This is a genomic window from Streptomyces sp. TS71-3 (genome assembly GCF_018327685.1).
Taxonomy (GTDB): domain Bacteria; phylum Actinomycetota; class Actinomycetes; order Streptomycetales; family Streptomycetaceae; genus Streptomyces.
The window spans coordinates 53,564-73,423 of the sequence record NZ_BNEL01000002.1; the positions used below are offsets into that span (position 1 = coordinate 53,564).

The 19,860-nt window shown below is 70.5% G+C and carries 16 protein-coding genes and 2 pseudogenes; 12 read left to right on the forward strand and 6 right to left on the reverse strand.

The features are described from left to right. The first annotated feature begins 3 nt into the window (after positions 1-3). The 6 genes from Sm713_RS24620 to Sm713_RS24645 all read left to right on the forward strand — a co-directional run bounded on the left by Sm713_RS24620 (position 4) and on the right by Sm713_RS24645 (position 7,162). Positions 4-1,614 (forward strand): thiamine pyrophosphate-binding protein, encoded by a 1,611-nt coding sequence (locus Sm713_RS24620; RefSeq protein ID WP_212912285.1) that lies wholly within the window; start codon positions 4-6, stop codon positions 1,612-1,614. Positions 1,615-1,648: 34 nt separating this feature from the next. After that, positions 1,649-2,062 (forward strand): hypothetical protein, encoded by a 414-nt coding sequence (locus Sm713_RS24625; protein ID WP_212912286.1) that lies wholly within the window; start codon positions 1,649-1,651, stop codon positions 2,060-2,062. 171 nt (positions 2,063-2,233) lie between these two features. Beyond that, complete coding sequence (locus Sm713_RS24630; protein WP_212912287.1) at positions 2,234-2,863, forward strand: DJ-1/PfpI family protein; 630 nt, start codon at positions 2,234-2,236, stop codon at positions 2,861-2,863. Beyond that, a complete protein-coding gene (locus Sm713_RS24635) occupies positions 2,860-4,683 on the forward strand; it encodes an AGE family epimerase/isomerase (protein WP_212912288.1) in 1,824 nt (607 codons plus the stop codon). Before Sm713_RS24630 ends, Sm713_RS24635 begins: the two co-directional genes overlap by 4 nt. A 2-nt stretch (positions 4,684-4,685) precedes the next feature. Then, the gene (locus Sm713_RS24640; protein WP_212912289.1) at positions 4,686-6,833 is read left to right on the forward strand and encodes a glycogen-debranching protein; all 2,148 of its coding nucleotides are present in this window, start codon (positions 4,686-4,688) and stop codon (positions 6,831-6,833) included. Between the two features lie 2 nt (positions 6,834-6,835). After that, positions 6,836-7,162 carry an STAS domain-containing protein gene (locus Sm713_RS24645; protein WP_212912290.1) on the forward strand — a complete coding sequence of 109 codons (327 nt, stop codon included), beginning with the start codon at positions 6,836-6,838 and terminating at the stop codon, positions 7,160-7,162. Positions 7,163-7,598: 436 nt separating this feature from the next. Here the strand turns inward: Sm713_RS24645 and Sm713_RS24650 are convergent, their stop codons facing one another. Both Sm713_RS24650 and Sm713_RS24655 read right to left on the reverse strand, forming a co-directional pair. Continuing rightward, positions 7,599-7,973, reverse strand: a complete 375-nt coding sequence (locus Sm713_RS24650; protein WP_212912291.1) for a nuclear transport factor 2 family protein — start codon at positions 7,971-7,973, stop codon at positions 7,599-7,601. Between the two features lie 107 nt (positions 7,974-8,080). Next, positions 8,081-9,265 (reverse strand): MFS transporter, encoded by a 1,185-nt coding sequence (locus Sm713_RS24655; RefSeq protein WP_212912292.1) that lies wholly within the window; start codon positions 9,263-9,265, stop codon positions 8,081-8,083. A 302-nt stretch (positions 9,266-9,567) separates the two neighbouring features. Here Sm713_RS24655 and Sm713_RS24660 point away from each other — a divergent pair, with 302 nt between their 5' ends. From Sm713_RS24660 to Sm713_RS24685, 6 genes and pseudogenes are all read left to right on the forward strand, one after another. Next, positions 9,568-10,158, forward strand: coding sequence for a TetR/AcrR family transcriptional regulator (locus Sm713_RS24660; protein ID WP_212912293.1), 591 nt, complete (start codon positions 9,568-9,570; stop codon positions 10,156-10,158). Between the two features lie 325 nt (positions 10,159-10,483). Then, on the forward strand, positions 10,484-11,329 hold the full coding sequence (locus Sm713_RS24665; protein WP_212911671.1) for an SDR family NAD(P)-dependent oxidoreductase: 846 nt from the start codon (positions 10,484-10,486) through the stop codon (positions 11,327-11,329). 70 nt (positions 11,330-11,399) lie between these two features. After that, positions 11,400-12,101: a ScbR family autoregulator-binding transcription factor gene (locus Sm713_RS40640; protein WP_283249814.1), complete on the forward strand. Its 702-nt coding sequence runs from the start codon at positions 11,400-11,402 to the stop codon at positions 12,099-12,101. A 31-nt stretch (positions 12,102-12,132) separates the two neighbouring features. Further along, the gene (locus Sm713_RS24675; RefSeq protein ID WP_212911670.1) at positions 12,133-13,743 is read left to right on the forward strand and encodes an FAD-binding oxidoreductase; all 1,611 of its coding nucleotides are present in this window, start codon (positions 12,133-12,135) and stop codon (positions 13,741-13,743) included. A gap of 622 nt (positions 13,744-14,365) precedes the next feature. Then, positions 14,366-15,700 (forward strand): annotated as a pseudogene (locus Sm713_RS24680) (NF041680 family putative transposase); the annotation flags it as partial. Between the two features lie 203 nt (positions 15,701-15,903). Beyond that, positions 15,904-16,107 carry a hypothetical protein gene (locus Sm713_RS24685; protein ID WP_212912246.1) on the forward strand — a complete coding sequence of 68 codons (204 nt, stop codon included), beginning with the start codon at positions 15,904-15,906 and terminating at the stop codon, positions 16,105-16,107. A gap of 92 nt (positions 16,108-16,199) precedes the next feature. Here the strand turns inward: Sm713_RS24685 and Sm713_RS24690 are convergent. The 4 genes and pseudogenes from Sm713_RS24690 to Sm713_RS24705 form a co-directional block, all read right to left on the reverse strand. Further along, positions 16,200-17,632, reverse strand: a pseudogene (locus Sm713_RS24690) (NF041680 family putative transposase). 149 nt (positions 17,633-17,781) lie between these two features. After that, positions 17,782-17,940 carry a hypothetical protein gene (locus tag Sm713_RS24695; RefSeq protein WP_212911669.1) on the reverse strand — a complete coding sequence of 53 codons (159 nt, stop codon included), beginning with the start codon at positions 17,938-17,940 and terminating at the stop codon, positions 17,782-17,784. Between the two features lie 230 nt (positions 17,941-18,170). Next, positions 18,171-18,374, reverse strand: a complete 204-nt coding sequence (locus Sm713_RS24700; protein WP_212912245.1) for a hypothetical protein — start codon at positions 18,372-18,374, stop codon at positions 18,171-18,173. A 46-nt stretch (positions 18,375-18,420) separates the two neighbouring features. Further along, complete coding sequence (locus tag Sm713_RS24705) at positions 18,421-18,888, reverse strand: hypothetical protein (RefSeq protein ID WP_212911668.1); 468 nt, start codon at positions 18,886-18,888, stop codon at positions 18,421-18,423. Positions 18,889-19,860 lie beyond the last annotated feature (972 nt).

Here is a 19,860-nt window from a genome sequence, read left to right on the forward strand (position 1 = left end):
ACCATGCGAGCCAGACCAGGGAAGACCGCTGTTTTCGAGCAGTTCGCGGCCGACGGCATCACCTACATGTTCGGGAACCCCGGCACCGTCGAACAGGGCTTTTTGGACGAGGTGCGACGGTCCGGCGTCTCGTACCTGCTGGGGCTCCACGAGGGCGTCGCGGTGGGCATGGCGGACGGCTACGCCCGCGCCGCCCAGCGGCCCGCCCTGGTCCAGCTCCACAGCGGGGTCGGCCTGGGCAACGGCATCGGCATGCTCTACCAGGCCAAGCGGGGCGGTTCACCGCTGGTGGTCCTGGTGGGCGAGGCCGGTGTGCGCTACGACGCGATGGACGGGCAGATGGCGGCCGACCTCGTGTCCATGGCGAAACCCGTGACCAAGTACGCGACCCGCGTACTGGACCCGGCGTCGACCCTGCGGGTGCTGCGGCGCGCCGTCAAGATCGCCATGACGCCGCCCCGCGGCCCCGTCGTGGTGGTGCTTCCGGCCGACGTGCTCGACCAGATCACCACCGAACCCGCCGTCCCCACGCCCCTGCTCGACACGAGCGCCGCGCCGGCCCCCGCCACCGTGTCGCGCGCCGCCGACATCCTGCTCGGCGCGCGGCGCCCGCTCGTCCTGATGGGCGACGGGGTGGCGGTCAGCGGGGCGCAGGAGGAACTCACCCGGGTCGCCGAGCGGCTGGGCGCCCCGGTGTGGGGGGTCAACTCCTCCGAGACCAACTTCGACACCACGCACGCGCTGTACGGCGGGCAGCTCGGCCACATGTTCGGCGCGGACAGCGCCCGGGTGGTCCGTGACGCCGACGGCGTCCTGATCGTGGGCACCTATGTTTTCCCCGAGGTCTTCCCCTCGCTTCAGAGCCCCTTCCGGGACGACGCCCGCATCGTCCACATCGACCTGGACGCGTACGAGATCGCGAAGAACTTCCCCGTGGAGCTCGGCGTGGTCGCCGACCCCCGGGCGGCGCTCGGGGCACTCGCCGGCGAGCTCGAACGGCGAGGCCCGCTCACGCCGCGGGCACCGGCAGCCGCCCGCCCGCCCGTCCCGGCCGCCACCGACGGGGAATCCCTGATGGAGCGCTTCGTGCGGGAGCTGTCCGCGCAGGCCCCCGCCGACCTGGCCGTCTTCGACGAGGCGCTGACCGCGTCGGGCCCGATCGCCGCCCACCTGCCGGCGCGGCGCCCCGGGGACTTCTTCCAGACCCGCGGCGGCTCCCTGGGCGTCGGCATCCCCGGCGCGCTCGGCGTCAAGCTGGCCCGCCCCGAGCTGCCCGTCGTGGGCTTCACCGGCGACGGCGGCAGCATGTACACCATCCAGGCGCTGTGGACCGCGGCCCGCTACGGCATCGACGCCAAGCTGGTGATCTGCAACAACCGCCGGTACCGGCTCCTGGACCTGAACATCGAGCAGTACTGGCGCGAGCTGGGCATCCCGCCGCACGCCGGGCCGGACGCCTTCGACCTGTCCGATCCGGAACTCCGCTTCAGCACCCTGGCCGAGTCCATGGGCGTGCCCGCCCAGCGGGTGGAGCGGCCGGACCAGGTGGAGCAGGCGGTGCGCACCATGCTCGCCCACCAGGGCCCCTACCTCATCGACCTGGCCACCGACTGAGGGCGCCCGAGCGCGCACCCGAAAGGACATCACCATGACATCTGCCCCCTCCCGGCCCGTACTCTCCGTGGACGCCGTCCACCGGCTCGTCGACCAGTGGCGCGCGGCCCTCGCCCGGCGGGCACCGGTGGAGGAACTGCTGCCCCACCTGGCCAACGGCCTGCTGGTGGACCTGCCGGGCCGCATCGTGCGGGGCGCCCAGGACTTCAGGCACTGGTACGGGGAGAGCGGCGGCCAGGCCGCGCTCTGCGACGACCGCCCCGGCGCGGACGAGGTCCGCGTCCGGGTGGTCTCCCCGGTCCACGCCCAGGTCACCCTCCAGGACCCCGGCTCGTCGCCCGACGCCCCGGCCCCGCTCGCCCGCCAGACGTGGTGGGTCGTCCTCCAGGACGGCGTACCGCGCATCCGCACCATGGCGTTCCTCCAGCCGGCTCCGCAGCCCGCCTGAGCCGGCACCGCCCCCGGCGGCCCGGGGCCGGCACATCACCGCCCCGGGCCGCCCCCTTCGTTTCTCCGTGCCGGACCGGCCCGCCGCCTTCGTACCGGAGCCCGGACCGGCCCGCCGCCTTCGTACCGCACCGACCCGCTCCGACCGACGAACGGAAGAGGACCGACCGATATGACCACCGCGACACCGTCCACGATCCTGCCACCCGGGCGCCTGCCCGGCCGCCGGATAGGCATCCTGATGGAGAGCGACTTCGTCGAGGACGAGATCGCCTACTACCAGCACCGGTTCCTGGAGGAGGGCGCCGAGGTCGTCCTGCTGACCCGGCTGTGGGGCCGCCCCTCGCTCACCTTCCGCGGGCACGACTACCGCGCCGAGGTGACCGTCCACAACGACCTGGAGAGCCTCGACTACGGGGAACTCTCCCAGTACTCCGCCCTGATCGTGCCCTCCGGCATGGTCGCCGACCGCCTGCGCTACAGCGAGGACGTGACCCAGCAGGCGCCCGCCGTCGACCTCCTGCGCCGCGCCTTCCGCCTCCCGCACCTCATCAAGGCCTTCTCCTGCCACGGCCTGCTGCTCATGTCGGCCGCCCGCGACAGCATGCGCGACCGGCGGGTCACCGCCCACAACAACCTGGTCGGCGACGTCCGCAACATGGGCGCCGTCTACACCAACCAGGACCTGGTCGTCGACGGCGACCTGGTGACCTCGCGCACCGTGGACGAGCGCCACCTGCTCGCCCGCGCGGTCATCGAACTCCTCGTGGCGGCGAAGCAGGACCCGGCGGTGGCGCGGTGAACGCCGGCCCGACCGCCGCGGTCCCCTTCACCTTCTCCGACCGCACGGCCGGTTACGTCGTGGGGCGCCGCGGCCGCGAGGTCGAACTGCGCACCCTCGACGGGCGCCTGGTCACCCTGCACCTGACGGACGTCACCTACGCCCACCGGATGCGCAACCTGGGCGAGCCCTACCAGGACGCCACCGGCAGCATGGACGAGCACCTGCGCCCCGGCGCCTTCCTCTTCAGCTACGGGCCGGTGTACCCGGAGGGCGGGGAGCTGCACTACCAGGCGACCGAGCTGATCTTCATCACCGAGGCCGGCGGCACGCCGCCGTACGAGAGGGCCGGCTGGTGGACCTCCCAGCTGGGCCGGCTCGCGTCCTTCTACCGCACCTCGCAGTTCGGCACCGGCCCGGTCGACTTCGCCGACTACCGGACCGAGATCCGGGCGGGCGGCGCGAAGACCGGGCGCCACGTCCAGGAGACCGACACGATCTCCCGCATGGTCTACGGCATGGCCACCGCCTACATGCTCACCGGCGAGGAGGACTTCCTGGACGTGGCCGAGAGCGGTTCGAGGTACCTGCACGACCACATGCGCTTCAGCGACCCGGCCGAGGACGTCGTCTACTGGTACCACGGCATCGATGTGCGGGGGCCGCGCGAGAGCAAGCTGTTCGCCTCCGAGTTCGGCGACGACTACCGGGCCATCCCCGCCTACGAACAGATCTACGCGCTGGTGGGCCTCACTCAGACGTACCGCCTGACCGGCGACCCGGTCATCCGCGCCGACATCGAGGGCACGGTGCGGCTCTTCGAACGCTACTTCGCGGACCGCAAACTCGGCGGCTACTACTCCCACATCGACCCGGTGACGCTCAGCCCGCACAGCGACGCCCTCGGACCCAACCGCTCCCGGAAGAACTGGAACTCGGTGGGCGACCACGCCCCGGCCTACCTCTTCAACCTGTTCCTCGCCACCGGGGAGGAGCACTACCGCCGCATACTCGAACATACATTCGACATGATTGTCACCCATATGCCGGACAGGAACAGCCCCTTCGTCAACGAACGCTTCCATGCCGACTGGACGCCCGACACCACCTGGGGATGGCAGCAGGACCGCGCCGTCGTCGGGCACAACCTGAAGATCGCCTGGAACCTCATGCGGATGAACGCCACCATGCCCAAGCGCGAGTACCTGGCGCTCGCGGAGCGGATCGGCGCGACCATGCCCGGCGTCGGCCGGGACCCGCAGCGCGGCGGCTGGTACGACATGGTCCAGCGGCTGCCGGAGCGCGGCCGGCACCCCTTCGTCTGGCACGACCGCAAGACCTGGTGGCAGCAGGAGCAGGCGATCCTCGCCTACCTGGTGCTGGCCGGGCACACCGGTGACCAACACGCGCTGCTGCACGCCCGCGAGGCGTCGGCCTTCTACAACTCCTTCTTCCTCGACCACGACGAGGGCGGTGTGCACTTCACGGTCCTGGCCGACGGACTGCCCTACCTGGTGGGCGACGAACGCCTCAAGGGCAGCCACGCGATGAGCATGTACCACAAGGCCGAACTCGCCTACCTGGCCGAGGTCTACACCCGTCTCCTCGTCCACCGCGAACCGCTCGACCTGTGGTTCCGGCCCGGCGCAGGCGCGGACTTCCCGCAGCGGCTCCTGCGCGTCGCGCCCGACGTGCTGCCGCCGGGGCGCGTGGAGCTGGAGTCGGTGCGTGTCGACGGCGCTCCCCACACCGACTTCGACGCCCGGTCGATGACGGTGTCGCTGCCGGACACCGGCGACAGGAGCACCGTCCGGGTCCGGCTGCGCCCCGTCCGGTCGTGACCATGGCCCGCACGTCCGCACCGCACGACGGCCGGCTACCGGCGCCCGGCCCCGCAACGCGCCCGGGCCGGCCGGCGCCCGGCCTCGGCACCCTCCCGGGCCGGCCGGCGCCCCTGGGGGCCACCGTGGTCCCCACGGGCGTCAACTTCGCCGTGTGCGCACCCGGCGCCCGGGCGCTGTGGCTGGTGCTGATGGCGCCGGAGAGCGGCGATGTCGTCGCCGAACTGCCGTTCCCCGAGGACGGCAGGACGGGCGACGTCTTCGCCGTCACCGTCTCCGGGCCCGGCGTCGAACAGCTCCACTACGGCTACCGCGCCGGCCCCGGGGCGGGCACCGCCGCCCCGGTGCTCCTCGACCCCCGCGCGCGGGGGCTCGCGGGCGGGGGCGCCTGGGGCGAGCGGCCCCGCTACCGCTCACAGATCGGCGAGGACACCTTCGACTGGGGCGGTACGCGGCGGCCGCGCACCGCCCCGGAGGACCTCGTCGTCTACGAGCTGCACGTCCGCGGCTTCACCCGCGACCCCAGCTCCCAGGTGGCGCGCCCGGGCACCTACGCCGGCCTGCGCGAGAAGATCCCGTACCTGCTCGGCCTCGGCGTCAACTGCGTCGAGTTGCTGCCCGTCTTCGAGTTCGACGAGACGGACAACACGTACACCTCTGCGGAGACCGGCGCCCCGCTGCTCAACTACTGGGGCTACAACCCCGTCGGCTTCTTCGCGCCCAAGGCCGCCTACGCGGCGACGCCCACCCCGGAGGCGGCGGCGAGGGAACTCAAGGAACTGGTCAGGGCGCTGCACGAGGCGGGGATCGCGGTCGTCCTCGACGTGGTCTTCAACCACACCGCCGAAGGCGACCACCGCGGACCGACCCAGTCCCTGCGGGGTCTCGACGAGCCGGCGTCGTACCTGATGACCCCGGACGGCGGCTACCGCAACCTCACCGCCACCGGCAACACCGTCAACGCCAACCACCCCAGGACCCGGGCCCTGATCCTGGACTCCCTGCGCCACTGGGCGACCGAGTACCGCGTCGACGGCTTCCGGTTCGACATGGCGTGCATCCTGGCGCGCGGGCAGGACGGCGAACTTCTCGACAACCCGCCGCTGCTGGAGGACATCGCGCACGACCCCGTGCTGGCCGACCGGCTCCTCGTCGCCGAGGCCACCGACGCCACCGGGCTCGACCTGACCGGCGGCTTCCCCTCCTACGGGCGGTGGAGCGAGTGGAACGCCCGCTACCGGGACGACATCCGCCGCTTCCTCCTCGGCCGCCCGGGCAGCGCCGCCGCCTTCGCACCGCGCCTGCTCGGCTCGCCCGACCTCTACGGCGGACGGACCGCTACCGCCTCCGTCAACTACATCACCTGCCACGACGGGATGACGCTCGCGGACCTCACCTCCTACGACGAGCGGCACAACCACGCCAACGGCGAGGGCGGCGCGGACGGCATCCCCGACGAGGACAGCTGGAACTGCGGCCACGAGGGCCCCACCGGTGACCCGGCCGTCCTCCTGACCCGGGACCGGCAGCGGCGCACCGCGCTGGCGCTGCTGTTCCTCAGCCAGGGGGTGCCGATGCTGCTCGCCGGTGACGAGTTCGGCCGCACCCAGCAGGGCAACAACAACGCCTACAGCCAGGACAACCCGATCAGCTGGCTGGACTGGACGGGCACCCGTACCCACGCGGACCTCCTCCGCTTCACCCGGCGGTGCATCGCCTTCCGGCGCGCGCACCCGGTCCTCCGGCGCGTCCGGCACCCCGACGGCGCCACGCCCGAGGGCTGGAAGCTGCCGCCGGTGAGCTGGCACGGGGAACGGCCGGAGGAGCCGGACTGGAGTGACGGTTCGACCCTGCTGGCCGTCCTGCTGCACCAGGAGCCTCCCGAGGGCGTCCGGGACACCGTGTTCATCGCGGTCAACACCGGCCGCGCCGACCGCGCCGTCGAACCGCCGGCGCCCCCGTCCGGTACGCACTGGCGCCTGTCCCTGGACACCGGCGCGGCCACGGAGCCGGAGGCCCCGGTGCCGCCCGGGCGCGTCCACGGACCGGCCGCCCTCCGGCTGGCCCCCCACACGGCGGTCGCCCTGACCGCACACCCGGACGGCTCCCGAGCGGTGCCGTCCGGCCGCACACCCGACGAAAGGACATGACCATGGCTTTCGACGCCTACCTGGGCTTCGCCGGAACCACCGCGAGCATTCACCTCGCCGGCGACCTCTCGGAACACGATGTGCCCCGGCTGCGCTCGCTGATCGACCAGGCCGCGCGGCAGCCGGTGCGCCGGCTGGTGCTGGACGCGGCGGAGCTGACGTCGATGGACGCCGGCGGCGCCCGCTGCCTGGCCTTCGCCCAGCAACAGCTCCCCGCGGACGCGGAGATCGTCGTGGACGGCGCCGGTCACGCCGTCCTGGAGGCCCTGCGCTTCAGCGGCCTCGACCGTTCGGTCACGGTGGTCGCGGCCCGGGTGCCCGTGGCGTAAGCACCACACGCGGTACGACAGCGGCGGCCGGCCCCGAAAGGGACCGGCCGCCGCTTGCGTGCCGTACGCGCCTGCCGCGCCATGCGTTCGCGTGTGCCGTGCCGTGCCGTGCCGTGTCGTACGCGTGTGACGTGCGTTCGCGTGTGCCGTGCCGGTACTGGTGTGCCGTGCCCCGCACGCGTGTGCCGTGCCCCGCACGCGTGTGCCGTGCCGTACGGGCCCGCCTACCGATACGTGCACAACGTGCCGTGCGCGCCTGCCGTGCCGGTACGTGTGCGCCGTGCCGTACGGACCCGCCGTCTCCGCCTCAGGACACCGGTGCGCCCCGCCGGTCGTGGTGGACCGGCGGGGCGGGCGGCCGGGCCGCGGACGGGGGATGTGACGCGGCCCGTGGTACGCCGTCCCCGCCGGTGGCGGGGACGGCGCGTGTGGTGGGTCAGACGATCTCGTGACCGCTGGCCGTGTTCTCGGGGACGCTCTCGCGCAGGTCCCAGTGCTCCACGATCGCGCCGTCGGCGATCCGGAAGATGTCGACGACCGCGGTGCCGCGGTCCTCGGGGCCCGTGGTGAACAGGCTGTGCACGAAGACCAGGTCGCCCTCGGCGGCGCTGCGACGGATCTCGAAGCGGCCGTCCGGCACCTGCTGGCGCAGGCCCTCGATGAACTCCACGAGCGGCTTGCGGCCGTCGGGCAGGTTCGGGTTGTGCTGGATCAGGTCCTCGGCCAGGTAGTCGGCGGCCTGGTCGGTGCGGCCCTGGTTCCAGACCTGCTCCAGGTAGTCGTGCGCGAGCTTCACGTGGTTCGTCGTCATGGTGGACTCATTCCTTCGTCAAGGTATGCGGGTGGTGCCGGTGGCCGGACGGACGGCTGGCGTCCGGGCGGCCACCGGAGAACTGGTGGTGCGGCCGGACCGGCGGGTCAGGAGGAGACGGGCACCGGCCGGGGCGCCGTCTCGGCCTTGCGGACCGACAGGTAGTGGGTGGCGCCGGCGAACAGGAGCAGGCCGAGTCCGGCGGCCGGCAGGACGCCGGAGCCCCAGGCGGGCAGGCCGGTGCTGCCGATGAAGCTGCCGAGGCTCATGCCCAGGTAGAGGGCCGAGGCGTTGAGGGCGAGCAGCAGACCGCGCTGCTCGGGCAGGAGCGCCACCAGCCGCGCCTGCTGGGGCGCCTGGTAGAGCTGGCTGAAGAAGGCCCAGAGCGCGAAGAGCAGCAGGCCGCCGATGGCCGCGTCGGGGACGACGAGGAGCGCGGCGAAGGCGACGGCCACGCCCGCGACGGTCACGGAGACGGTGCGGGTGGTGCCGATGGCGCGGGTCGCCCTGCTGGCGAAGCCGTTGCCCAGGACACCGACGATGCCGAACGCGAGCAGCGTCGCCGTCACATAGCCGGACGAGGCGTCGAACCGGTCGGCCACATAGGCGCCGGCGATGCCGTAGACCGTGAACTGCGCCGCCATGAAGAGCAGGGTGGTGCCCACGGTGGGCAGCGCGCCGGGCGTCGCCAGCACACCGCGGTACGCGGCGGGCGTCGGGCGCGGTCCGGGGTCGAGCCCGGGCATCAGGACGGCCACACCCACGAGGGCGACCCCGGACAGGACGGCCACGCCGATGAGGGCCTGCCGCCAGCCGAGCACGTCCCCGAGGAAGGACGCCAGCGGAACGCCGAGGACGGATGCCGCGGTCATGCCGCCGAACACCACGGCGAGGGCCTGCTGACGCCGCTCCTCGGGGACGATCAGCGATCCGGCCGCGGAAGAGGCGGGGCCGAATATCGCCGCGCCCAGGGCGGCGACGACGCGGGCGCCGGTGAGGAAGGCATAGTTGGGGGCGAGTGCCGCCGCCGCCGAGCCGGCGGTCAGCAGGGCCATGCCCAGCAGCAGGACCTGCTTCCGGCCCATCCGGCCGAGTGCCATCGGGGCGAGGGGAGCGGCGATGGCGAAGGTCAGCGCGAACACGGTGACCTGGAGTCCGATACGGGCCGGCGCGACGTCGAGACCGTCGCCCATGGGCGCGCTGAGGCCCACCACGGCGAGCGAGGTGGTCCCCAGGGTGAAGTAGCCGAGCGCCAGCGCGAGTAGCGCCGGGGTGGAGCCACGGGAAGACATCAGCCCTCCTTCCAATACGGATCGTTGCGTATTGCAATACCAGCACGCGCCGTGCCGTATGTCAATGGCGGATTGGAAGGCGCCGCCGACGTCCGCACATCGGATGCGCGGCCCGGTCGTCGAGGGCGTGAAATCCCGCGTTAATGGGTCCTGAACAGCATATTTACGGGCGCCGACGAGGGCGGCCGGACGACTGGGCGGGGCTCGGGGCGCACTTCGGGAGGCTTCGGGCTTGGCAGGAGCCGCCCGTTCGTGCTTACGATACGCACCGCACCGTATCTAGAGGTCTTAAGGTGGGTTCCATGACAGGACGTCCTCGTGATCCGGCCGTAGACGACGCCATTCGTCGTGCCACCCTCGAACTCGCCGCCGAGGCAGGCGCGCCCGGCGTCACCATGGAGGGCATCGCCGCGCGCAGCGGGGTGTCCAAACAGACCGTCTACCGGCGCTACGGCGGCAAGGGCGAGGCGATCCTCGACGCGCTGGCGTGGTTCGCCGCCGCGCGGCTGCCGACCCCCGACACCGGCTCGCTGCGGGACGACATCTGTGTGCTGCTGACGGCGACCTTCGCCGCCCAGCAGGGGGTCAGCGGGGTGCTGAACCGGGCGCTGATCAGTGAGGCGCTCCAGGACGAGAACTTCACCGAACTGCTCTGGAAGCGGCTGACCGGCCCGCGCCGCGAGGAGGTGGCGAAGATCATCCGGCGTGCCCGGGATCGCGGTGAGGTCAGCCACCCCGACGAGGAGTTCCTCATCGATCTGGTGTTCGGTCCGATGTGGTACCGGCTGCTCTTCGACCGCGTATCGCTGGACCGGGGGTACGCGGCGGCCATCGCCGACACCGTCGCGGTGGCCGCGCGGCTCGACGGCGGGGAAGCGGCCCTCGCCCCCTGACCCCGCGCCGCGCTCCGGACGCCCCTCCGGGCCCCGGCTCCGGACGTCCCCGTCCCGGCCACCCCGCCCGGGACGCCCACCGCCCGGGACACCGCCCGGGACGCCCCTTCCGGGGATCGCGTTCCGGGCGCCCACCACCTCGCACCCGCACGGCCCGCACCACACGTACGACTCGCACCGCGCGCCCGACTCGCATCACGCGCCCGAGGCGCACCACACGTACCACTCGCACCACGTGAACCACGCGACCTCCTGGCGGCCGTACGGGCCGCGTGGGGGCGCGTCATCCACCGGGCAGGGTCCTGCCCGTTACCGGAGGTACGACATGACGTCCATCGCGGACCAGACCATCGTCATCACCGGCGCGACCGACGGGCTCGGCCGTGCGCTCGCCCATGAACTGGCCCCGCTGGGACCCGAACTCGTCCTGCACGGGCGCAGCGAGGAAAAGGGCCAGGAGCTTCTCGCGGAGCTGCGGGCCGCCACGGGCAACGAGCGGCTGAGCTACGAGCGGGCCGACTTCTCCTCGCTCGCCGAGATCCAGTCGCTCGCCGACCGGCTGCTGTCCCGGCCCCGGATCGACGTCCTGGTCAACAACGCGGGCATGGGGGTCGAACTCGACCGCCGGGAGAGCCGGGACGGGCTGGAGCTGACCTTCCAGGTCGACTACCTCTCCACGTACATCCTGAGCTGCCGGCTGGCCCCGCTGCTGGTCGACTCCGCGCCCGCCAGGATCGTCAACGTGACCTCGGCGGGCCAGGCCCCCATCGACTTCGACGACGTCATGCTGCGCAGCGGCTGGAGCGGGGGCCAGGCCTACTGCCAGGCCAAGCTCGCCCAGATCATGCTCACCATGGACCTGGCGGACGTGCTCGACGGCACCGGGGTGACGGTCAACTCCCTGCACCCCGCCTCGTACATGCCGACCAAGATCGTCACGCATCTCTTCACCCCGCAGAGCACGGTCGCGGAGGGCGTGCGGAACACCGCGCGCCTGGTCACGGACCCCGAGTACGCCAGGAACAGCGGCCTCTACGTGAACCGCTCGCAGGTGGCGCGCGCCCACGCGCAGGCGCACGACGAGGGCGCGCGCGCCCGCCTGCGCCGGCTGAGCGAGGAGCTGACGGGCACCCCGATGCCGGCCGTGGGCGCGGACGCCTCTCCGCGCTGACCGTCCGCCGGTCGGCGTTCCGCGCCGACCGCGGGCCGGCCGGACGGCGTAACGGAAGGAGTGCGTTCTGCTGTCGAGAGGCGAGAGCACACGGAGCCGAATCCTCCTCGCGGCCGCGGAAGGCTTCGGCGCACACGGGTACCACAGGACGAGCGTCGCCGACATCAGCCGGGAAGCCGGCGTGACCGGCGGGGCGCTCTACTTCCACTTCGACTCGAAGGAGCAGCTGGCCGCCGCCGTCCTGGAACTGGAGGACGACATCTGGCCGGCCCTGGCGATGGCCGTCCGGGTGCGGGAGCGCAGCGGGCTGCGGGGCCTCGTCGAGTTCTCCTACGAGGCCGCGTGCCGCATGGCGCACGACCCCGTCGCCCGGGCCGGGTTCCGCCTCCGGGTGGAGGGCGAGCCCGACGGCGAGGGCACGCACGGCGCGGAACTGCGGTGGCTCTCCCTGGTCACGGAGTTCCTCGCGCTGGCCCAGCGGCAGCGGGAGATACGGGCGGACCTGCTGCCCGTGGACATCGCCCACGTCTTCGTGGAGGCGCTCACCGGGATGCGGCTGCTCTCCCTCGCGGTGGAGTGGGCCGACCTGGACCCGCGGCTGTGCAGGCTGTGGGACGCCCTGCTGCGGATGGTGCTGGCGGAGGGCAGTACCTTCTCGCTCCGGCCGCCCCGCGAGGTGCCGGCGGCGTGCCCGCCCGGCCGGCCGGAAGACGACCGGGCACACCCGGCACGACCCCTGGGAAGCACGACCGCCCGGAAGCACGAGCCCTGAGAAACAAGATCGCTGAGAACGGGAGATGCAGATGTCAGCACTGACGCGCCGCGGGTTCCTCGGCGCCGGAGCCGGCGGCACGGTCGCCGCGCTCACCACCGTGGGACCCGCGTACGCGGGCGCGCCGGACACCGCCGGGGAGACGGGCCGGGCGGTGGGCGCCCCGCCCGCGGTCACCGTCACCTCGGACGACGTCCGGTACGGCGACCTGACGGCCCGCGGGTACAACGGCCGCTTCGTCGGGAAGCCGGACTCCGTGCGGATCGTCCACACGACCGAGCAGGTCACGGCCGCCGTCGCGGAGGCGGTGCGGGACGGCGCGCGGATCGCCGTCCGCAGCGGCGGCCACTGCCTGGACGGGCTGGTCGACGACGGGCAGGTACGGATGCTGCTCGACGTGTCCGAGATGGACGCCGTGTACTTCGACGAGGAGCGGCAGGCGTTCGCCGTCGAGGCGGGCGCCCAACTCGGCCACGTGTACCGGACGCTGTACCTGGACTGGGGCGTGACGATACCCGGCGGCACCTGCCCGACCGTGGGCGTCGGCGGCCATGTGCAGGGCGGTGGCTACGGGGCGCTGTGCCGCCAGTACGGAGCGGTCGTCGACCACTTGTACGGGGTGGAGGTGGTGGTCGTCGACGGCGCGGGGAAGGCGCGGGCGGTGATCGCCACCAGCGACGTGGACGACCCGCACCGCGACCTGTGGTGGGCCCACACCGGCGGGGGCGGCGGCAACTTCGGCGTGGTCACCAAGTACTGGTTCAGGACCCCCGGCGCCACCGGGGACCCGGCCGGCCTGCTGCCCAGGCCGCCCGGCGCGCTGCTGAAGGCGTCCGTCAGCTGGAAGTGGAGCGACCTCACCGAGGAGGCGTTCACCCGCATCGTGCGCAACCACGGCCAGTGGCACACGGACAACGACGGCGACGGCGGGCCGTACGCCAGCCTGAACAGCGTCCTACTGCTGCACAACGCGGCCCTCGGGACGGTGGGCCTCAACGTCCAGGTCGACGGCACCCTGGCGAACGCGGCCGACTTGGTGGACGACTACATCGGCGCGGTGACCGTCGGCGTGGACGTGGCGCACACCAGGACCCGGGCGACGGGACCCTGGCTGAAGGAGACCCTCAAGAACCCGTACGAGACCGGGGCCTACGACCGCTCCAAGTCCAAGGGCGCCTACCTGCGCCGGGCCTACTCCGAGGACCAGATCGCCGCCCTGTACCGGCGGCTGTCCGACCCCGGCTACGACGGCCACGCCTCCGTCCTCCTCTACACCTACGGCGGCCGCGCCAACGTGCCCGCCCCCGCCGACACCGCCATGCCGCAGCGGGACTCGGTCCTCAAGGCCAACTTCATCACCTACTGGGCCGACCCCGCCGACGACGCCCGGCACGTCGACTGGATGCGAGGGCTCTACAAGGAGACGTACGCGGCGACCGGCGGCGTCCCGGTCATCGACGGCGACAGCGACGGCTCGTACATCAACTACCCGGACACGGACCTGAAGGACCCGGAGTGGAACGCCTCCGGCACCCCCTGGCAGACCCTCTACTACAAGGACAACTATCCGCGGCTCCAGCGGATCAAGGGCGAGTGGGACCCCGGGAACGTCTTCCACCACGCGCTGTCCATCACCTACTGACACACCCCCTGACACCCACGGGCAGCAGACGCTGACATGCGTGTCCGTGCCCTGGCCGGTATCCGCCGGGCGGGCACGGACAGCCGAACTGGAGGGACTGTGCTTCAAGCGGCTCGATGAGCCGTACCGGCCGACGCGCTCCTGACGGAAGTACAACGTACGGGTCACGACCGACGCCGTCATCGGAGCCGTCACCGGCTCACTCACCGCCAGGTCACTGAGGTAGGCGCGACGCTCAGCCATGACCCGGATGTACCACCGGGCGAGCAGAGGCGCCCAGGCGTGCGGAGACGGTTGCAGAAGCACGCAGGCACGCCCCCGCGCCAGTCACGTTGCGACGAGACAGGCACCAGCAACATCCCGCCCCAGCAGTCACCCCACGCAGCCATCGAAACCCACCCGCATACCCAGCCCTCCCAGCACCGCTGATTCGCACCGCGTAAAACACAAAATGCCTGTACATCAGAGGCGAAAACGACCTCTCAGCTTGTCGTTTAAGGTCCGACATCGAACACGGCTCGAACTTGATCAGAGTTTTCGCAATTCGGCGGATGTATAGGCGGCCCTCGTCTGATCCTGTGCTCCGTCACAGAGATACGGGATCTATCGAAGGCAGCTAGAAGTGAGTCTGCTGCATCACGATGTTCAGCGGGAGCCGTTCGGCTTGCTATCACACTTCCGGAGGGAGTTGTACGCGTCGCTGACCGCGCGTGCGGATGCGCTGTTCGAGCTCACCGACGCGATGCTATGCGCTGACGGGCCTGTGAAGACGCTGGTCAGCCTAGCTCTGGTGCCGGAATACCGCCGCGGGCACGGTTCTCTCTATGCGGGTCTGAACCGGGGGCGGATGGACGTGGGCCGACTGCGGCGGGCGCTGGTCTCCGTGCCATTGCCGAAGGCGGCTGACAGCCGCCTGGTTCTCGCGGTCGACGTCTCGCCCTGGCTCCGCCCGGACGCGGACACCACCCCTGACCGGTGCTTCTGCCACACCTACGGGTACGGCGACAACAAGCACTTGATGATTCCGGGGTGGCCCTACTCGGTCGTGGCCGCACTGGAGACGGGGCGGACGTCGTGGACCGCGATTCTGGACGCTGTCCGGCTTCAGCCCGGCGCCGACGTCGCCGCTGTCACCACCGCGCAGATCCGCGAAGTCGTCGAGCGGCTGGTCGATTCGGCTCAGTGGAAGGACGGCGACCCGGACGTCCTGATTGTGGTCGACGCTGGCTATGACGCTCCGCGGCTCGCTCACCTGCTGGCGGACCTGCCCATTGAGATCCTGGGCCGGACACGGTCGGACCGCGTGATGCGCCGGCCGACACCACCACGTGTCTACGACCCCAAAGGTGGCCGACCGCCCAAGCACGGCGGAGAGTTCGTCTTCGGCCAGCCGGATACCTGGGGTGAGGAGCACGTGGTGACCGTCTGCGACACCCGCCTCTACGGCACAGCCACAGTCCGGGCCTGGGACCGGCTCCACCCGCGGTTGACCCGCCGGGCCGCCTGGATCGACCACAATGCCGAGTTGCCCATCATCGAAGGCACGGTGACCCGCTTGGAGGTCTCCCACCTGCCGTCCGGCGCCGACCCGAAACCGTTGTGGCTGTGGTGGTCCAAGACCGGCGCCACCGCAGCGGACATCAACCGTTGCTGGCAGGCGTTCCTGCGAAGATTCGACGTCGAGCACACCTTCCGCATGATGAAACAGACCCTCGGGTGGACCGCCCCCCAAGCTCCGCAGCCCTGATGCCGCCGACCGCTGGACCTGGCTCGCCATCGCCGCCCACACCCAGCTCCGCCTCGCCCGTCCGCTCGTCCAGGACCTCCGGCATCCCTGGGAGAAGCCGGCCCCGCCCGAACGACTCACCCCTGCCCGGGTCCGGCGGGCCCCGGCCGACCGCCGGGGACGAAGAACCGGCACAGGGCAATCCGCCACGACGTGGGCAGAGTGCTCCGGCTGGGAGGGTTTCGGTGCACCTGCTGGGGATGCTGCCGTCGGACGGAGGTTCCTGAACCCCGGCCACCGGCCAGCCACACCAGCGGCCCACTCACCACAAGGTCGGCACCAAACCCCGACGAACGGGGCAGAACCCGCGACAGGCGGCGTTGTAGGTACAGATACTCATGCGCAGGCCATGGGCACCGCTTACCTTCTGCCGGGTGCCCACGAACTCGACACCACAGCCCGCTGCTACTTCCAGGAAGGGCTGGTGCTGCTGTCTGCTGTTCGCCGCCCCGCCCGTCGCCTGGCTCCTTACCGCCCCGTTCCTGCCGGAGCGGGTGTCCTGGTTCCCGATCTGGCTGGCGGCTACGGTCTGGAACGGCACGGACGGCCAGGGCGGAATCAGCCACATGCTCGGATAGGTGGGGTAGGTAGCCACCAACGAGCAGCGCCTTTAAGCGCCATCCTCAGACCCGACGGACATGAACGTTAAAAGCCAAGCTCAGCTTGGCATTTATCCTCTGAGTCGGTTTCGTTCGATGATGCTTTCTGGTCGTTTCACGGTTTTGCCCACGTCGTAGTGGGCGGCGGGTCGCCGGTTCTTCGAGCCGAGTGGCCTTCCAGGGCCGGGAGTTGAGGGTTTCGGTGCACGGGCCGGACAGAGCAGGTGCGGGCGGAGGTTCCTGAACCCCCGGCGGACCCTGGCCGGGGTAAGCCGGCCGGGCTCGGCCGGTTTCTCCCATGGCCGTCTCAGGTCGGTGGCGGCCTGGCGCAGGAGGCGGAGCTGGGTGTGCGCGGCGATGACGATCCAGGTCCAGCGTTCGCCGGCCTCGGGGGTACGGAGCTTCGGCCGGGTCCAGCCCAGGGTCTGCTTCATCAGCCGGAACGTGTGCTCCAGGTCGAAGCGCCTCAGGAACGCCTGCCAGCGGACGTCGACATCCTCGCTGCTCAGAGCGGTGGCCGACGACCACAGCCAGACGGGCAGCGGGTCGCCTCCGCCGGGCAGGCGGTCGACCTGGAGGCGGATCAGTGTGCCCTCGATGACGGGGAGTTCACCGGTGTGGTCGATCCAGGTCAGCCTCGGGTGGATGCGGTCCCAGGCCATCGCGCGGGCGGTGCCGTACCGGTCGGTGACCTGCACCGTTGCCGCGTCGGGCTCTCCGGTTTGGCGAAGCGGAACTCTCCGCCATGCTTCGGCGGGTGACCGCCGCGGGGGTGGACCCGGTAGTACTCCTCGCGGGAAGGCGCCGGGCGGCGCATGACCCGGTCCGTGCGCATCCGCCCGAGGACCTCGACCGGGAGGCCGGCCAGGAGGTGGGCCATGCGCGGGGCGTCGTAACCGGCGTCGAACACGATGAGGATGTCGCGGTCGCCCGCGTGCCAGCGGCCCATCTCGACCAGGTCGGTGATCACCCGGCGGACCTGGGCGGCAGTGACCTCGGCGACGTCGTCCTCGGGCCCGAGACGGACAGCGTCCAGGAGCTGGCACCAGGACGTCCGGCCCGACTCCAGCGCGGCGACGAAGGAGTAGGGCCAACCGGGAATGAACTGGTCCGAGGTCCGTCCGCTGCGGCCGTAGACGTGGCAGAACAGACGCTCCGCGCTGGTCGGCGCGTCGGGGCGCAGCCAGTTGCTGACGTCGACTGCCAGGACCAGGCGCCCGTCGGCGGCCTGCGGCATCGGCAGGCCGGCGAGCACCTGCCGCAGCCGGGGCACATCGATGGTCCCGTTGTTCAGCGCGTTGTACATCGCGCCGTGCCCGCGCCGGTGCTCGGCCACCAGCGTCAGGTCCACCGGCGTCCTCACCGGACCGTCCGCGCACAGCAGCGCATCGGCGAGCTCGAACAGTTCGTCCCCGCGCACGGCCAGGCAGTCGAATAAGTCCTCTCGGAAGCGTGACGCTTGCGCGAACGCTTCCCCGGGACCGTCGGCAGGCAGCGGACTCACTTCACGGCCTTCGTCTCGATCGGTGCACCTTGGTCGGAGCACATGATCAGACGAAGGCCGCCTTTTTGTTCACTGAACTGCGAAAAAGTTGATCAAGTTCGAGACGATTGTTCGATGTCGCTGCGTGGTTCTTTCCAGGCAGCCGGCTGTCACTCGCTCATGGGCTCTGCGGGCGTATCTAGGTGCTTGTCGAGGAAGCTGTTGATGAACTCCACTCCGAAGGCGTGGGCGTCCGGAGAGACGTCGGAGGGCGACTCGCCGAACCACAAGACGGTCTCCGGGTTGCGCTTGGCTTCATCGAGCCACATACGAAGCTTGCCGAGTCGTCCTCCGCTCAACCGGACCGCAGCCTGATGCACGCGTTCACACTCCGCTCCTGTGTAGAAAACAAGGAGTGACAGGGCGCTCGCAGCGTCATTGTCCGGAAATGTGGCGTCGCAAAGCTGACGTGTTGCAGGTGACACGGTCATGGCCGCCATCCTGCCCATCGAGGAGACCGTAGACAACGGCAAGGTTCGGCGGAGGTTAAACGACAAGCTCAGAAGTCGTACGGCTTCTTGGTGCTCCAGTTCAGCACGTCGGCCTCGTTCCAGCTGAACCGCAGCATCTGACCCTTGGTGTCGACGGAGTGGAAGGGGCCGTCATGACCGTCCACGCCGCGTAACGCGATGGCGAACGACCGGGCCGTGTGGTTCTTCGAGCCGTTGTCCGGCTGACTATTCCGATCCGTCTCGCTCCTCACGCTACAGCCAGATCATCTCACTGTGACCAGGAGTTACAGGACACCTTTAGGTCGCTTTCCCGGGTGCAGGAACTGTAAGTTGTACGACGCGAGCCTCGGGCAGGCGTAGCACTGCTCCAACATCTCCGGTAGTCCATCCCTGGCCCAAGAGGAGACGGGACGCGTGGCGTGCTGCATCTCGCTCTGCCTGTTCTGCTTTGGCTCGAGTGATCCGAGCACTCGTCAGCGCGCGTAGTGCAGCCCGAGCTTCGGGATCAGCCGGCTCCACCGAAACGACGATGCTGGTGCGGTCGGCCTCCAGGTACTTGGCGACGAGCTCTTGGATCTCGTCTTCGGCTTCCAACCAGGTGCCTGCTTGGGCCTGCAGGCTGTGTTTACCGGGGAGATCGTGAACGCTGACGTTCCAGGCGGATCCGGTGTGGACGGCCGTGGCGGGGTACGTGGTGAGCTCGAATGTAAGATCGTCGGGATCCGCGGTGATGTCCGGCTGATCGAAGATCGCGTCGAATGGCATGGGGGCTTCCCGTTCGTGGCGCACTGAGGCGAATGACTCTCGTCTTGAGGCTATACCGGCCCAGACGTTTGTCCGTGTCACTTCGGCCACACGCACGAAGATCATGCTCGGGCGTCCCACCGATCCCGATTGATTTTTCGTTGCTCGCGCGTTCAGAAACGGACAGTGCCCTGCCGAGAGCCTGGGCACTTCTCCTTGTGTCCACGCGCCTTGTGATCTGGAGCTTTCTTGCCGACCGGAACAGGCATGGCCTCCCCGCAGAGTCGGCAGAAGCTCGAAGCAGCCATGATCAGCATCCTTCGGGCGTTGGCGTGGGTCATCCAGGCGGTGGCCCAGCAAGGGCGAGATCACCATGGCTCCCTGGGAGCCTCGTGATCGAGTTCACGGGGTCAGCGCCTGGACGCGGCCGAGGAAATGGGCACCGCTCAGTCGTGAAGCAGCGCGTCGATGGAACGCGGGTTCTATACGGTGAGCATTGCACGCAAACTTGATCAACTAAGACTGCGCCTTATGAGATGACCAAAACAATATGACATAGGTCGCAATTAAGATGGTGGAAGCCTGTCGTCCGTTTTCCAGAAACGGTGACCGTGGACACATCGGAAACTGGAAGAGAAAGGCGTCGCACTAACACTGTTACGGACCATGGGCATCCGATTCCACAGGCGATTCTGCTTAGCCTCGAACTTTCGTGACGGGCCGCCGACGGAGTCGGTGGACCGTTTTGTATCGCGTGCTGGGTGAGGGGTAGGCCGAGAGCCGACTGTCGTGTCGGGTGGTCGCCGGGTTCCACTGCTCCGGGGTGGGTGGTGCTGTCGTTGGGACGAAAGCGGCTGGTCAGCCGGGGTTCGGAGCTGGCTGAGGCGTTCGAGGGCTGCGGTGATGTGGCTGGTGTAGGGCCAGTGTCGGGCCAGGCGGAGAATCCGGCGGCGGCTGGTGGTCACGAGTTGCCCGGCTGCGGTGACAGACGGA

Bases quoted from the DNA above. Each gene is read 5' to 3' on its own strand.
- Sm713_RS24630 (WP_212912287.1), top strand. From the start codon at position 2,234: ATGACCACCGCGACACCGTCCACGATCCTGCCACCCGGGCGCCTGCCC.
- Sm713_RS24620 (WP_212912285.1), top strand. From the start codon at position 4: ATGCGAGCCAGACCAGGGAAGACCGCTGTTTTCGAGCAGTTCGCGGCC.
- Sm713_RS24665 (WP_212911671.1), top strand. From the start codon at position 10,484: ATGACGTCCATCGCGGACCAGACCATCGTCATCACCGGCGCGACCGAC.
- Sm713_RS24705 (WP_212911668.1), bottom strand. From the start codon at position 18,888: ATGCCATTCGACGCGATCTTCGATCAGCCGGACATCACCGCGGATCCC.
- Sm713_RS24660 (WP_212912293.1), top strand. From the start codon at position 9,568: ATGACAGGACGTCCTCGTGATCCGGCCGTAGACGACGCCATTCGTCGT.
- Sm713_RS24650 (WP_212912291.1), bottom strand. From the start codon at position 7,973: ATGACGACGAACCACGTGAAGCTCGCGCACGACTACCTGGAGCAGGTC.
- Sm713_RS24645 (WP_212912290.1), top strand. From the start codon at position 6,836: ATGGCTTTCGACGCCTACCTGGGCTTCGCCGGAACCACCGCGAGCATT.
- Sm713_RS24655 (WP_212912292.1), bottom strand. From the start codon at position 9,265: ATGTCTTCCCGTGGCTCCACCCCGGCGCTACTCGCGCTGGCGCTCGGC.
- Sm713_RS24640 (WP_212912289.1), top strand. From the start codon at position 4,686: ATGGCCCGCACGTCCGCACCGCACGACGGCCGGCTACCGGCGCCCGGC.
- Sm713_RS24675 (WP_212911670.1), top strand. From the start codon at position 12,133: ATGTCAGCACTGACGCGCCGCGGGTTCCTCGGCGCCGGAGCCGGCGGC.
- Sm713_RS24625 (WP_212912286.1), top strand. From the start codon at position 1,649: ATGACATCTGCCCCCTCCCGGCCCGTACTCTCCGTGGACGCCGTCCAC.
- Sm713_RS24695 (WP_212911669.1), bottom strand. From the start codon at position 17,940: ATGTGGCTCGATGAAGCCAAGCGCAACCCGGAGACCGTCTTGTGGTTC.